This is a genomic window from uncultured Thermomonas sp. (assembly GCF_937872235.1).
GTDB classification, from domain to species: Bacteria; Pseudomonadota; Gammaproteobacteria; order Xanthomonadales; family Xanthomonadaceae; genus Thermomonas; species Thermomonas beijingensis.
In genome coordinates, this window is the sequence record NZ_CALMPC010000002.1 from 26781 (window position 1) to 41023 (window position 14243).

Sequence of the window (14243 nt, forward strand, 5' to 3'; positions counted from 1 at the left end):
CGATGATGGCGCTGACCCTGGGTACCACCGGAATGGATCGCAAAACGGAAGCCGAAGTGCAATCGGCTTTCAAGATTGCCAATGCCGAAACCGGCCATCACTGGACTTTGGTCGACGGTGATAACGCCGACTACGTTCTGATCGACATGGACAGCTTGTACGGGCCGATGAGCTGGCTGCGGCTGCATTCGATGGGGCGCAAGGTCATTGGACTTTCGTCGGTTGATCGCCAGCAGACCGATTACCGCCTGCCACACCCGATCAGTGCCAACGACCTGACTGTACTGTTAAGCGAAATCGCCACTGACCTTCCATCATCCTCCGCAGATGCCCGTCCGGAGATTGCGCAAGCAGCCATTGCAACCACTCCCATGGCAGAGACGGCAGCTGAGTCGATACCGATGCCGGAGCCAGAGCCAGAGCCAGAGCCAGAGCCGGAACCGGAGCCAATCACTCCAGAGCAGCCTGTCATTCGTAGTCTGCAGCACTGGCTCACCCCACATCGCTTGTCTAAACCGGTTCGCTTGCAGCGGGAGCAGCAACCTGCATTGCTGATCGATGCCAATGCAGGTGTTTGGCATGGTTCGGCCACCCTGAAACCGCTTGCTGTCTGCTTTGAAGGTGAAGTGCAGGCCGCTGATTTTGTTCCGCTGGATACTGCCGAATGGACCGCCGAGGCCGCCAAGCTGGGGGCTGCGCAGCCTCTATCGCGCCTGCAATGGCTGGGCGGCCTGCTGTCGGATGCGGCGACCTCCGGCAAATACCAGCTCAAGAAATGGCCGCAGACCGAGCGCGAATACCCCAAGCACTTCCGCATTGCCACCGTGATGATGAAAGGACCAGCCAACGTCACTGAAATTGCCGAGGCCAGTGGCGTATCGGTTGATGAGGTCAACGCTTTCATCAACGCCAACCTCGCTACCGGTTACGCCGAACCGGCGGGGGATGCACCACCGCCCTCCACCGCCCCACAGAAGCCCGCAGGGTTGTTTGGCCGCATGCGCGGACATTGATTGCAGCTCATTGTTGCCGGGTGCGGCGACTTTGTCGCGCAAAGCATGTAAACTTGCGCCTCGCTTTTCCGTGGTCCTCGCCTCACCCTGCCGGCATCCGGTGCAATGCACCTCGCAGCGGGCAATGCACGATCCACGACTCGGGCAGACAACAGGCCCGGGCAGTCTCCATGGTGGCCCCGTCGGCCCCTCGCGACGCTAGGTCGAAAACCCCGCCAGGGCCGGAAGGCAGCAACGGTATCGACTGATGCGGGTGCCGAGGTCAGCCGGCGGGGCCACCGCCTTTTCAGCCGTACCCTGCTCAGTACCCGCGATCCCACGCCTGTTGGTAGGCCGCGCGCAATTGCGCAAACTCCGCATCCACCAGCGTCATGCTGCGAGCACCAGCCAATTTGCGTAAAGACCGCTGCAAGCGCTGCAAATTGGCTTCCCGCCATGCAGTTGCTGGAATGCGCAAATGCGAGCGATCGAAATCAATCATCCAGCCTTGACCGCTGACATCAAACAAAATGTTGTGCGCATTGAGATCCGCATGATCCACCCCTGCGCGATGAAAGCGCGCCACCAGCTCACCTGCAGCCGTCCACGGCGCATCGCCCGTCGCGGCCAACACCGCCAGCGAATGCACATGCTGCAAGCGCTGCATCAAGATCGCGGCTCGATAATGCAACCCTTCGCGCCGATACCACGCTGCAAATGGCAGCGGCACCGGTAATTTCTTATCCCGCAATATCCGTAACAGGCGGAATTCGGCAAAGCTGCGGACATGCTGGATACCGCGCCACAAATGCGCATCGTGGCTGAGTTTGGCCGCCAGGCCGCCGCGCAAGTAATGCCGCAAAAACGCATCACCTTCACCAAAATCAATCCACCACGCGCCGCCACGGCCACCTTCCGCCACCGGCTGCGCAGCCGCACCCCAGTGCGTGGGATCAAACCAAAGCGGGTCGGGTTGCCTGATCTGGGTGCGGTCGAACAAAATTGCACCATAGCCGCGTCCATCGCGGAATGGTGTCAGGTGCTCATTGGCATCGAATCCAGTCATTCCTACGAGTGTAGCAATACGTGCCTAATTTCGAAGCCCCCCGCTCCATTTGCCTGCTGCGCTTGTCGGCATTGGGCGATGTCACCCATGTGCTGCCACTGCTGCATACACTGCGCACGGGCTTGCCTAACGCCGAGCTGCACTGGGTGATTGGCAAGGCCGAACATCGCCTGCTGGATGGCTTGCCCGGCGTGCGTTTTGTCGAATACGACAAACGTAGCGGGCTGCAGGGCATGCGCGCACTCCGCCGCGAACTTGGCCAGCGTTTCGATGCACTGCTGCAACTGCAGGTCTCCACCCGCGCGAATTTGCTATCGGCGTTCATCCCGGCGCAACGCAAGATTGGTTATGACCGCAGTCGCAGCAAGGAAGGCCACGGCTTGGTCGTCAATGAACGCATCCCCGAAGTTATCGACGGGCATGTATTGGATGCCATTGGCCGCTTCTGCGAACCCTTGGGACTCACCCGCTCGCAAGTAACATGGAAATTGCCGGTTCCGGCCGATGCGCATGCCTGGGCACATGCGCAGTGGGATGAAGATGGCCGCAATACACTGCTGATCTCGCCCTGCTCCAGCCATGCGCTGCGCAATTGGCGAGCAGAGCGCTACGCAGCACTGGCCGAACACGCCATCGCACAAGATTGGCGCGTGGTTTTATGTGGCGGCCGCAGCGATCTGGAGCGCAGCACCGGCGATGCCCTCTTGGCGGCCATGCCAAACCGCACACGTGTACTGGATCTGATCGGCAAGGACACCCTCAAGCAATTGCCCGCATTGCTGGCGCGTGCCGACTTGGTGGTGACGCCAGACTCGGGCCCGATGCATATCGCCAACGCAATGGGCAGCAAGGTATTGGGCCTGCATGCCGCCACCAACCCGGAACGCAGCGGCCCGTATTCCGACCGACGCTACTGCGTGAACCGCTATGACGATGCCGCGCGCAAGTACCGTGGACAGCCCGCATCGTCGCTCAAATGGGGCAGCAAAATCGAAGCCGAAGGCGTGATGGATCTGGTGACCGCCAACGATGCCATCGCTGCATTCGAACGCTACCGCAGCGACTTCAGCTGATGACACAAGCCCATTACGCGCCGCTGCCGGTGCCGTAATCCTGATACGACTTTTCCTCGACGTAGGCCGAGCCCAGTGCAAGGTTGATGTCCTTTTTCACCCGTGCGCGCACGTCGTTCTCGAAATACACACTGCGCGCCAGTCGCACGAATTCGGCATCAAATGCCTGCGCCTTTTCCTGCAGGCGGATGTCATCCTCGATCACCCACAACCGCTCGTTGACCGCCTTCAACTCGGCACGCAGCGTGGTGATGTCCTGCGCCGATGCCGGGTGCGCCGCCCACGTGGTTTCCAGCACAGCCAACTCATTGCGCACATTGACCAGCTTGCCGGGATCAGACATGCGCTCGGACTTGATCTGCAAGATGGCGATCTTGTCCAGCAATTCGCCAAACGACACGGGCACCAGGATTTCGGACATGGACGCGCAGCCGGAAAAGGGGGGCTCAGTTTACCTGTCTTGCCGCGTTGGCACGCGATGCCGCGACGAATCCACCGCGCGCGCATTGATGCGTATGTTGTAGGGCTGGTTTATAGCCAGTCCGCAAGCAAAAGACCGGGTTACCCCGGCCTTTTGTCTGTCAAATCACCTGCAATTATTTGATCAAACGCAGTGCGAACGGATAGCGATAGCTTTCACCTTTATTGCAGGCCATGCCGGCGAGGATGCAAAAAACGAGGTTGACCAAAATTACAACCGGGATGATCAGAAAACCGATCAGCACGGCCATCAATACCGAACCTGCCACATACGCAATCGCGATAGTGATCTGGAAGTTCAGCGCTTCCACTGCCTGTGTGTTCAGCCAAGCCTTGTCGGTTTTGTCTTTATTGGTCAACCAGATGATCAGCGGCACGATGAAGCCCAGCAGGATGCCGGACAGGTGCGTGAGCATTGCAAGATTGCGGTCTTCGGAAGATGCAGTGACGTCATTCATATGCTTAGGTATCCCCGGGTTATGGCGTGATGTGCGCCCTCGTCAAAGCATAACGCCATTTGCGAAAAAAACAGGTCAGCCCGCGCGCACCAACCCCGGCAGCGATGGCAGGCCCGCACTGTCTGGGAACACGCTGCGCGCCAGTGCGTCGCTGCCCACTTCCAGATGCTCGCGCAGGATGCCCTTGAACAAGGCGCGCATGTCGGTGGTCGCCAACAGGTCGCGGCCTTCATTGAGCTGGGTTCTGCCCAGCCCCGGCCATTGCCCGGCAATGCGTCCACCTTTCACCGCGCCGCCGGCGACAAACGCCACCCCGCCGGTGCCGTGGTCGGTGCCGCCGGTGCCATTGATGGCCGCGGTACGGCCGAATTCGGTGACGATGACGACCACGGTGTTGTTCCAGATCGACTCTGCGCCAGCGTGGAAGGCTTTGACACCGGCATCGAGTTCGGCCAGCTTGCGATCCAGCAAGGCCAACTCACCACCGTGACTGTCCCAGCCGGTGTCTTCCACAAAGCCTATCCGCGGCCCGTTTGCGGCCGCCATGAATTTGGCCGCTGCCGCCATGGCTTGCGGTAACTTCAAGCCGTTCTGGCTTTTGCCGGCACCCATCGCTTCCATGCGTGCATCGATGCCGGCAAACGTGGGGGCCAAGCTGGGGTCGGCGGCGTACAGCACTTGCAATTGCTGCCACAGGATGGGATCCACCCCTTTGGCCAAGGGTGGCGACCACGTGCTGACATCGCCCTTGCCGCGCATCGCCAGCGGCATCACCGCCGAAATCGCCAACCCTTTGCCGCCGGGCATGGCCGCCACGCAGCGATTGAGCCAGCCGGTGGTGCCGCTGGTGCCAGTGGTGCCGTTTTCCACGCAATCTTGTGCTTCAAAATGCGAGCGTTGCCGGTATGGCGGGGCGACCGCCACCATCGGCAACAATTGCTGCTGCGCGTACAGGCCCGCCATGAAGCCCAATGCACCGTGCAGGGCAAAATCGACATTCAATTGCAAACTGGGGGCTTGGCCTTTGCTGTTGACAAAGTCGCCACGCAGCGCGGCAAAGCCGGGGTCACCGGGCGCTTGCAACGCATGCAGGCCGTCCAAGCCGCCGCGCAACAGCACCAACAAAAAGCGAGTGTCGCCGCGCCCGGCGGCGGCCAGTGCGAATTTGGGCAAGGCGGCCAGCGCCAACGAGGCCGCACTCATCCCCAAAAAACCACGTCGATCGAAGTTCATCTCAGGTCCTCCATTGGAAGGCGGGGCTGGCCAGCAACAATGCCACGCCCTGTTGTACGGATTCGGCACGCCGCAAGGCCGTCGCTGTTTGCCGGTCCAGGCTTGCGCCGAGCGCCGCTTCGCCCATGTGCAAGGGCGTACGGCCTTGCATGTCGGGCAGGCGATCGGCCAAGGCTTGCGCCGCTTGCACACGCTTGAACAAGGCATCTGGCCCGCCCCAATCGGCTGCAACATCGCCAAACCCGGCGGGGGAGCGCGGTTGGAACAAGGGCTGCCCCAATTGCGCCTGCAAGCGTACCGCCAGCGCCACATCGTCCTGCGCTTGCAGATTGCAGGCACGTAGTGCGGATATGAAATAGTCATCGGGATTTTTGAACTTGCGCGCTTGCACTGACCACGCCTCATCCGACTCCACCATGCTGCGGCACACTGCGGCGATGTCACCACCACTGCGCAGCCAGGTGCTGGCCATGCGCTCCACCAGTGCTGGCGGGGGCTCATCGGCAATGAAATGCCGTGCCAATTTCTGTGATACATGCCGTGCCGTGGCCGGGTGTACGGCCAAGTCGTGCAGCACCGCCACGCCCTGCATTTCGCCGTCTTGCCGGTAGGTCTTGCCGAACACGCGACGTGCACCGGGTTCGTGCGCGGCATTGCGAAACACGAAACCATCGCGACTTCCGGCACCATCGCGATCATTGGGACGCACCACGCTCCAGCCGGTGATGGCGCGGGCAAATTCGGTGACATCGGCTTGGCTGTAGCCAGCATTCACGCCAAGGGTGTGCAGCTCCATGATTTCGCGGGCGAGGTTTTCGTTCAGCCCGCGCTTGCCGGCTTTCGGCGTGCCCGCACTGCGGCGTGCGGCATTGATGGCAGCGCGTGAATCATCGCCAATCGAGGCCTGGTTATCCAAGTACAGCAACATGCCGGGGTGGCGTTCCACTGCCAGCAGTAAATCGGAAAACTTGCCAGTGGCATGTGGGCGGATGGCTTCGCGCTCCATCGGTGCGGCAAACAGCGAGGCGATGCGTTTATCCACCGAAATGGCGAAGTGGTTGGACCAGAACCGCACCAAGCGCTCGCGAAATCCCTGTGCCGTGCTGACCGCAACCCCTTGGCGCAGCACCAGGTCCTGTTGCAGCGCCCTGCGCAACTCATCGCGCCCTCCCACTTTTTTTTGCATGTCGGCAGCGCCGGCCGCACGCTGCTCACGCAGGGCTTTGCGCTGCTGCTGCACGCGTGTGTACATGTCCAGATAGGCACGGCTATCGGGCAGCCCATCGAATGCGGCAATCGGTGTCGCACCTTGCAGCTGCGCCAACAGCCAGCCACGTGGGTCATCGCCGAGCGCCTGCAGCTCTTCCGGGCGTGCGCCCAGCCCAAACCGATTGACCGCGCTTGCGGTCGCGTTAGTCAGTTGCATCGTTGCCATCGCCATGCTCCTTGGGGAACACGACTGCCAACGCAGCATGCCCCGCGCAGGTTGACGCGCGCGGGGTTACGCTTTTGTCATGTTCAACCGGTGCCGGCCACGGTCATGTGGCCGATCAAAATCGAACCGGTGCGTACATGCGAACGCACATCCACATCATTGCCTACGGTTTCAATCGCCGCGAACATGGTTTTGAGGTTGCCGGCAATGGTGATGCCGTCCACCGGATAGGCCAGCACCCCGTTTTCCACCCAGAACCCGGCCGCGCCACGTGAGTAATCACCGGTGATCGCATTCACGCCCTGCCCCATCAATTCCGTCACCAGCAAGCCACGCCCCATCGCCTGGATTTGCGCGGCCAGATCGCCGGCATTGGCCTTGACCTGCAAATTGTGCACGCCGCCGGCATTGGCGGTGGTGGCAAGCCCCAGCTTGCGCGCCGAATAGCTGCCCAGCACATAGCGCTGCACGATGCCGGCATCCACCAACATCGATTTGCGGGTGGCCACGCCTTCGCCATCAAACGACGCGGAGCGGAAGCCGCGCAGCACAAAGGGGTCTTCTTCAATCGCAAACCAGTCCGGGAACACGCGCGTGCCGGCGCTGTCCAGCAGGAAGCTGGCGCGCCGGTACAACGCGCCGCCAGAGACCGCACCAATGAAGCTGCCAATCAACGAGCGCGCCATTTCCGCGCAAAACAACACCGGCACCTGACCGGTGGGCAACGGCCTGGGATCGAGCCGTTGCAAGGTGCGCTGCGCGGCTTTGCGGCCGATGGCCTCGGGCGTCTCCAGATCGTCCTGCGCCAGCGCCACGCTGAACCAGCCGTCGCGCTGCATCGCCTCACCTTCACCCGCGATCAAGGCGCAGCCTGCGCTGTAGGAAGTGCTGCGCTCCGTGCCGAGAAAACCGTGTGAATTGGCGTACACGCTGATCGAGGCATTGGCATTCACCGATGCGCCATCGGAATTGCCGATGCGCACATCCACCGCACGGCCGGCGGCCTCGCAGGCCAGCGCCAAATCAATGGCACGGTCGGCATCGAACGCGGCCGGATGCCAGCTGTCGAACTCGCGCAGGGTTTGCGCCATCAGCGCAGCGTCGGCCAAGCCGGATGCCGGGTCTGCTTCGGTATGTTTGGCAATCGCACAGGCCTGCGCCACCGTCGCTGCCAAGCTGGCTTCGCGCAGATCGGCGCTACTGGCGCTGCCTTTGCGCTGGCCAAAGTACACGGTGATGCCCACCCCACGGTCGCGGGTGGCCTCCACCGTTTCCACATCGCCCATGCGCACGTTGACCGCAAGCCCGGCATCCTCGTTGCAGGTCACCTCGCACTGGCTGGCCCCGGCGCTGCGCGCGCGTTCCAGTAATTGTTGGGCGATGCCGGCCAGCCGCTGTTGACGCTGCGTGCTGTCATCGGTGGGCAGGGACTGTGTGAGTGTGTTGTTCAATGGCTTATCCTGTAGCAATGCGAGGACATGACGAAGAGACCGGCGAATTTTTCAGCCCCAGCCGCAGCGCGCAACGCCGTGCGGCGCTGGACGTGCTGGAATTGGGCGAAGTGTTGGTGGCGCTGACCGCCACCCAGTTGGGCAAATTGCCGATTCCGGACGAGCTGCTGCCGCATATCCGCGACACCCAGCGCATGAGTTCGCACGGGGCGCGCAAGCGGCAATTGGCGTTTTTGGCCAAGCAGATGCGCAAGCTGGACGATGCACAGCTGGATGCGATCCGTGATGCGATGAGCAAAGACGGCGAGGCGGCACGGCGCGACACTGCCATGCTGCACCGCGCCGAAGTGCTGCGCGAGGCGCTGCTGGGCGACGATGGCGATGCCGCGATGACCGACTTGCTGGCGCAGCACCCGCAAGCCGACCGCCAGAAATTGCGCCAACTGGTGCGCAATACGTTTGACGAACGCAAACACAACAAACCGCCGCGCGCCTTCCGCGAGCTGTTTCGGGAGCTGCGGGACGTGTTGGCGGGTGGCGAGGCCAGCGCCGACGCGGATGACGGTGACGAAGACAGCCACGACTGATCAGCCCGCCTGCGTCCCGCCCACGGTGAGCTCTGAAATCAGCAGCGACGGCTGACCCACGCCCACCGGCACGCTTTGGCCATCCTTGCCGCAGATGCCGACGCCGTCATCCAGCGCCAGGTCATGGCCAATCATCGCCACCTTCTGCATGGTTTCCGGGCCATTGCCGATCAAGGTGGCACCTTTCACCGGCGCGGTGATCTTGCCATCTTCGATCAGGTAGGCCTCGGTGGCCGAGAACACGTATTTGCCACTGGTGATGTCCACCTGCCCACCGCCGAAGTTGACCGCGTACAGGCCTTTTTTCACCGACCGAATCATCTCCTGGGGGTCATGGGTGCCGGTACGCATGTAGGTGTTGGTCATGCGCGGCATCACCAGATGCGCGAACGATTCACGGCGGCCATTGCCGGTGGGGGCCATGCCCATCAGGCGGGCGTTGTGGGTGTCCTGCATGTAGCCGACCAGAATACCGTCCTCGATCAACGTGGTGCAGGCGGTAGGCGTGCCTTCATCATCGATATTGAGCGAGCCACGGCGGCCTTCCAAGGTACCATCATCGACGATGGTGACGCCTTTGGAGGCCACGCGCTGGCCGATGCGGCCGGCGAAGGTGCTGGTGCCCTTGCGATTGAAATCGCCCTCCAGCCCGTGGCCCACCGCTTCGTGCAACAACACGCCTGGCCAACCGTGACCCAACACCACCGGCATCACCCCGGCGGGCGCGTCGATGGCTTGCAGATTCACCAAGGCCTGGCGCAACGCCTCGCGGGCGAATGTTTCCGGCTTGTCGTCGGCCAGCAGTTCGATATAACCATAGCGCCCGCCAAACCCGGCAAAGCCCGATTCGCGGCGGCCATTCTGCTCGACGATCACTTGGATATTCATTCGCACCAGCGGCCGCACATCGCCCGCCAGCACGCCGTCACTGCGCGCCACCAGCACCGTATCCACGCCGCCGGTGACACTCACCATCACTTGTTGCACGCGCGGTTCCAGCGCGCGCAGCAGGCCGTCCACGCGGCGCAGTGCGTCCACTTTCGCGGCGTTGTCGAGCGCATCCACCGGGTCCAATGCCGGGTAGAGCGCATGGCCATGCGTCCGTTGCAAGGCATGCGCGCCGTGGTTGCGACCATCCCGCGCAATCGCACGGGCGGATTGCGCAGAGGCCAGGAGTGCCGGCGCATCCAGTTCGTCGGAATACGCAAACCCGGTTTTTTCGCCGGAGATTGCACGCACGCCCACACCCTGTTCGATGCTGTGCGAACCGTCCTTGACGATGCCGTCTTCCATGCTCCACGCCTCGCGGCGGGCATGCTGGAAATACAGGTCGCCAAAATCAATGCCCGGCCCCAGCAGCGCATCGAAAGCGCGCGACAACGCGGACGCATCCAGCCCGGTGGGGGCCAACAGGCGGGATTCGGCAAGGGTCAATGCATTCATGCAGAGCGTACTCAAGTTCAATTGCTAGTGAAGGAAATGGCGGCGATCGGGGAAAGATCAATCACCTTCCGCGGAAGGAACGGTCGCCGGCGCAGGGTGCTTGGCCACCACCTCGACCTTGGGAGCAGCCCACGGGCCGGTGATGCGATAGGTTTTGGCCCCGATTCCAGACATTGGCTTATCCAATACGGCATTGGCCACAGCGCCAACTGCCGCCCCTACGGGACCTGCAGCCAGCGCGCCCACGGCAGTGAGCAGACCTCCGGAACGAGGCATCACTTCCACCGTTTGATCGAACTGTTGGCTGCGCAAATTGACGCCACCGTGCAGATTCAAATCGGCGGCGGGCCCTTTGATGCTCAGATTTTCGGTGTGTGCATTGCCCTGACTCAGCCGAATGTCGCCCTGCAGATGATCGAAAGCGAAGCCTTTGCTGAACAAATCACTGAAATCCAGCGTCAAGCGTCGACGCAATTGGCTGACACCGAGTAACCCCAACATCCTGCCGGCACCTGGTTCAATTTCCGGCAAACGGCCATTGCGCACATCGGCACGCAGGCTGGCATCGATCTTGGTGATATCAAACGCATCCGGCGCACCGTTCCAACTGGCGGCACCGGTCATTCGGCCTTTGCCTCCCACCAATTGTCCGCCCAGCCCAAACCCGGTCAGCAACGCACCTACATCGTCGCTGTCGGCATCCAGCCGGAATTGGGTACGCGCCATACCGCCCTTACCTATCCAGCTGCCGTTTGCCGCCAACCGCTGCTTGCCACCCGATGTACGAAATTCGTCCATTCGCATGCCGCCGGTTATTGGCGAACTTCGAAAGCGTGCGCTGCCCATTGCTGTCCCGGCAAAGCGAAAATCAGCCACATCCAGCGCCAGCGGCGGGATGACGGCGGGGTTGATGTTGTTGATCGATGCGGTGGACGCGGGCGCTGAAGAATTCGGTTTGTCACTGAGCGATGCCGATACCGATGAGGCGACACGGCCGGTACCAGCCGACGCGGCTACCGCTGGCAATGCCAAGTACAGATGATCGAAATGGCCGCTGACACTGGCGCCGGCCTGCTCCGGGATACGCAGATTACCGGCGATTGCACTGCCCTGTATCTGTACGGTGATGCCCTGCGGTATTGGCACCATTTGCACACGCGTGTCGGCAAATGCTGCGCCCAGTAACTGCATGTTTGCTGCCTGAATGTCGATGCGCTGCAAAGGCAAATCGGCCTGGCCCTTGGCACCCGTGGCCAACCCGATCCAATCCAGCGCATCCAACTGCGCCACATGGCCGCTGATCACCAGACCGTGTGCCGGTGGTGCGGCCATCTCGCCCGCCCCCAATTGCATGCGCAGGCCGGTTTGCCGATGCGCGCTGTGGCTGCGCAGGCGTAACACATCGCCCAAGCTGGCCTCGATGTCACCACTGTCCAGCGGCAAGCGAATTGCAATAGTCGCCGGCAACACATCTGACGCGCGTTTGTGCATGGGTGCAGGCAGATCAAACGCAGTACCCACCAGATTGGAGCGCAACTGCAGCAGTGATGGCAACGCACTCCCGGCGCGCAGTTGGCGTGGCACCGCCATGCTCACCACCCACTGCGAACTGCCACGCAGATATGGCTTCAACCAATCCAAATTGCCGGCCTTGGCCAATAGCCCGTCGATCTCGGCCTGCATTTGCAACTGTGCTTCGAATGCCTGCGCTGGGTCTTGCACATGCGGCCCTGCACGTAACGCCAACACTCCCGGAGCGCCGTCATAGCGCACTTGCAATGCGGGGGCATCGAAACCGGATTGGTCATAGTTGGCTTGTCCGCGTACTTGGTCAAAAGCTACTTGGTAGCGCGTTTCGGCCAACTTGGCACCGCCTAAATTCACGCTGCCGGTAATCACCGGCGGTGCCGGGGTTTGCTGATGCAAAGGCAACTTCATATGGAATTGTGCTTGCGCAGGTCCGGCCACCTGCAGGTGATCCATCGTGTCACCGTAGTCTTTATGCAGCGGGCTGGCGCGCAGCAGGTCAAGATAATGCCTGGCATCACCAGTGGTGTCGGCATCCACCCACAACTCGGCTTGACCAAAGCGGTCAATCCCTGCACGTAGCTGGGTGGCGGCGATCTGCGCCAATTGCGCGCGCCCATTCACGCTGAAGCCGTCGGCCACGAAACTGACATCGGCATCCATATGCTCTGCGGCAGGCCAATCGGGTTGAAACTTGATGGTGCCATCGTCGATATGTGCGTCCGCACGAAACACACCAGCACCGGCCATGCCAGGCGCATTGCGAAATGGCCAATCATCCAGATCGCCCGCCACCACCGCATGCACATTGCGCAGAGTGCCGCCACGCAGCGCCATATCCAACCACTGCACCGAGGATTTCGGCATCAGGTGATGGATCCAGAATCCACGGGCAAAAGAGACCGGCACATCGCCAATATCCGCGGCGATATCCAGATGCGGATGGCTACCGTCATCCTGCAAACCAATACCGCCACGCGCCTGTACTTGCAGCAGCCCGCCATCAATTGCCAAACCGGGGGTCTGAATGGTCCAGCCGGCCACATCTCGCCACAGCACGACTTCTCCATCCATCTTGAAGCGATGCACCACGCCGAAGCCGGCTGGCCAATCAAATTCAACCGTGGCAGTGCGATCAAAGCGCATGCGCAAGCCATCCTGATCGGCCTGCAACCAACCACCGACGCCCCGCATTCCAGGTGCATGTCCGACCGGATCGAAACGAAAGCCACTGATACGGGCGCTGGCATGCAGCATGCCACCGGTATGGCCCCGGATATCCACATCGTCCAATACAGCTACCGGCTGCGTGGTCTGCACCCATTGCCGCAGCCGCGCAGGCAAGGCATCGCTCAATGCCGCCAACTGCAACAGTGGCGCGACATTCAAATGTGCAGCGTGCATTGCATAGCGTTGCCCACCTGCCAATGACAAACCATCCAGGATCTGCCGCCCGGCACCATTGCCAATCCGCAATCGACTGACCTGCAACCTCCAATCCTGCAAGCGCCCGGACCAATTGGCCGCCAATACCAATTCCCCCACCTCATGGCTGGCTGCAGGTGTCGCCCCTGTGCTGGTTGCTGCAGTGGTGGTTGCTGCGGTCATCATTGCCGCAGGCATCGGCGCCCCCCGCAAACGCACATCCAACAATCCGGCATCGGCCCGCACAGCGACCACCCGGTAGCTGCGCAACTGTGCCCAGCCTTGCAAGCGGCCACGCCCAGTCACTGCAGTCACGCCCAGAAGTGGCAGCTTGTCGCCAAAATCCGCCAAATCCACCATCCGGCTACCGACATAGACGCGACCATCGCCACTGGTACGATCCAGCACACCAGCGATATTGAACGGTGTTGCCGTATTGCCAAGCCAGGCACTTGCACCCGCGCGTACCTGGTTGCCATTGACTTGCAGGCGAAGATCAATGCGCGGCAGGTACAAGTCCAACTTCAGTGCTGGGGCCAGCACCCGCAAGCTGGCTTGCGCCAGCTGCAGCTCCCCCAAATGCGACAGTGCCTCCAACGGGTCACCGCCGGCTTGCTGGCCGGGTAACCCGCGCACCTGCCATTGCCCGTTGTCGTCACGCTGCAGGGTCAAGTCCAAACCACGCAAGCGCAGCTCAGTGAACGAGCGCCCCGGCAACAGCCCCGCGTATTGGGCAATCTGGATCTCGGCATTGCCAATCTGCAGCGGATTTCTCGCATCACCAATGCGCAAATTGGATAGCCGCAACAATGGCCCGCGCCGTGTCCACTGGGTATCCAGATGATCAAACGCGACCGTGCGCCCGGCACGTTCACTGAGCCACGCGGCCACGCGCTCGGGATGCCGCTCGACCATCGGCAACAGCAGGCTGCCCACGCCATTGCCCAGCGCCAACAACGCAAGCATGACAGCGAGCGCATGCCATGTGTGCCGCCACACACTGCGCCAGCGACGGGGCTGGCTCATGCCGCAACCTCGGTCAAACCGTATCGCACACCATGCACTACTGCACT

11 protein-coding genes and 1 other RNA gene are annotated in these 14243 nt (G+C 61.8%); 4 read left to right on the forward strand and 8 right to left on the reverse strand.

All coding sequences use genetic code 11. From position 1 onward, the window contains the following. Positions 1–5: 5 nt before the first annotated feature. Positions 6–1013, forward strand: coding sequence for a hypothetical protein (locus QWB57_RS00260; protein WP_223627040.1), 1008 nt, complete (start codon positions 6–8; stop codon positions 1011–1013). A gap of 179 nt (positions 1014–1192) precedes the next feature. Continuing rightward, positions 1193–1289: signal recognition particle sRNA small type (gene ffs / locus QWB57_RS00265), an RNA gene on the forward strand. 25 nt (positions 1290–1314) lie between these two features. On the opposite strand, the gene QWB57_RS00270 is transcribed toward ffs, so the two are convergent. Continuing rightward, entirely contained in the window at positions 1315–2058 is a 744-nt protein-coding gene (locus tag QWB57_RS00270; RefSeq protein WP_288967815.1) for a 3-deoxy-D-manno-octulosonic acid kinase, read from the reverse strand. A 20-nt stretch (positions 2059–2078) separates the two neighbouring features. On the opposite strand from QWB57_RS00270, the gene QWB57_RS00275 reads away from it, so the two are divergent. Next, positions 2079–3131 carry a glycosyltransferase family 9 protein gene (locus tag QWB57_RS00275; protein WP_223627036.1) on the forward strand — a complete coding sequence of 351 codons (1053 nt, stop codon included), beginning with the start codon at positions 2079–2081 and terminating at the stop codon, positions 3129–3131. A 13-nt stretch (positions 3132–3144) separates the two neighbouring features. On the opposite strand, the gene QWB57_RS00280 is transcribed toward QWB57_RS00275, so the two are convergent. The 5 genes from QWB57_RS00280 to pmbA form a co-directional block, all read right to left on the reverse strand. Further along, positions 3145–3552: a DUF6165 family protein gene (locus QWB57_RS00280; protein WP_223627033.1), complete on the reverse strand. Its 408-nt coding sequence runs from the start codon at positions 3550–3552 to the stop codon at positions 3145–3147. Between the two features lie 175 nt (positions 3553–3727). Then, the gene (locus tag QWB57_RS00285; protein WP_223627031.1) at positions 3728–4069 is read right to left on the reverse strand and encodes a DUF4870 domain-containing protein; all 342 of its coding nucleotides are present in this window, start codon (positions 4067–4069) and stop codon (positions 3728–3730) included. Positions 4070–4144: 75 nt separating this feature from the next. Then, positions 4145–5302: a DUF1501 domain-containing protein gene (locus QWB57_RS00290; protein WP_288967816.1), complete on the reverse strand. Its 1158-nt coding sequence runs from the start codon at positions 5300–5302 to the stop codon at positions 4145–4147. A 1-nt stretch (position 5303) separates the two neighbouring features. Beyond that, positions 5304–6737 (reverse strand): DUF1800 domain-containing protein, encoded by a 1434-nt coding sequence (locus QWB57_RS00295; protein WP_223627027.1) that lies wholly within the window; start codon positions 6735–6737, stop codon positions 5304–5306. 83 nt (positions 6738–6820) lie between these two features. Then, positions 6821–8188, reverse strand: coding sequence for a metalloprotease PmbA (gene pmbA / locus QWB57_RS00300; RefSeq protein WP_223627025.1), 1368 nt, complete (start codon positions 8186–8188; stop codon positions 6821–6823). A 17-nt stretch (positions 8189–8205) separates the two neighbouring features. Here pmbA and yjgA point away from each other — a divergent pair, with 17 nt between their 5' ends. Next, positions 8206–8775: a ribosome biogenesis factor YjgA gene (yjgA, locus tag QWB57_RS00305; RefSeq protein WP_223627023.1), complete on the forward strand. Its 570-nt coding sequence runs from the start codon at positions 8206–8208 to the stop codon at positions 8773–8775. Here the strand turns inward: yjgA and tldD are convergent, their stop codons facing one another. Both tldD and QWB57_RS00315 read right to left on the reverse strand, forming a co-directional pair. Further along, positions 8776–10218 carry a metalloprotease TldD gene (gene tldD, locus QWB57_RS00310; protein ID WP_288967819.1) on the reverse strand — a complete coding sequence of 481 codons (1443 nt, stop codon included), beginning with the start codon at positions 10216–10218 and terminating at the stop codon, positions 8776–8778. Positions 10219–10275: 57 nt separating this feature from the next. Beyond that, positions 10276–14196, reverse strand: coding sequence for a YhdP family protein (locus QWB57_RS00315; RefSeq protein ID WP_288967821.1), 3921 nt, complete (start codon positions 14194–14196; stop codon positions 10276–10278). Between the last annotated feature and the right edge of the window lie 47 nt (positions 14197–14243).

Bases quoted from the DNA above. Each gene is read 5' to 3' on its own strand.
- QWB57_RS00260 (WP_223627040.1), top strand. From the start codon at position 6: ATGGCGCTGACCCTGGGTACCACCGGAATGGATCGCAAAACGGAAGCC.
- QWB57_RS00270 (WP_288967815.1), bottom strand. From the start codon at position 2,058: ATGACTGGATTCGATGCCAATGAGCACCTGACACCATTCCGCGATGGA.
- QWB57_RS00280 (WP_223627033.1), bottom strand. From the start codon at position 3,552: ATGTCCGAAATCCTGGTGCCCGTGTCGTTTGGCGAATTGCTGGACAAG.
- QWB57_RS00285 (WP_223627031.1), bottom strand. From the start codon at position 4,069: ATGAATGACGTCACTGCATCTTCCGAAGACCGCAATCTTGCAATGCTC.
- QWB57_RS00290 (WP_288967816.1), bottom strand. From the start codon at position 5,302: ATGAACTTCGATCGACGTGGTTTTTTGGGGATGAGTGCGGCCTCGTTG.
- QWB57_RS00295 (WP_223627027.1), bottom strand. From the start codon at position 6,737: ATGGCAACGATGCAACTGACTAACGCGACCGCAAGCGCGGTCAATCGG.
- yjgA (WP_223627023.1), top strand. From the start codon at position 8,206: ATGCGAGGACATGACGAAGAGACCGGCGAATTTTTCAGCCCCAGCCGC.
- tldD (WP_288967819.1), bottom strand. From the start codon at position 10,218: ATGAATGCATTGACCCTTGCCGAATCCCGCCTGTTGGCCCCCACCGGG.
- QWB57_RS00315 (WP_288967821.1), bottom strand. From the start codon at position 14,196: ATGAGCCAGCCCCGTCGCTGGCGCAGTGTGTGGCGGCACACATGGCAT.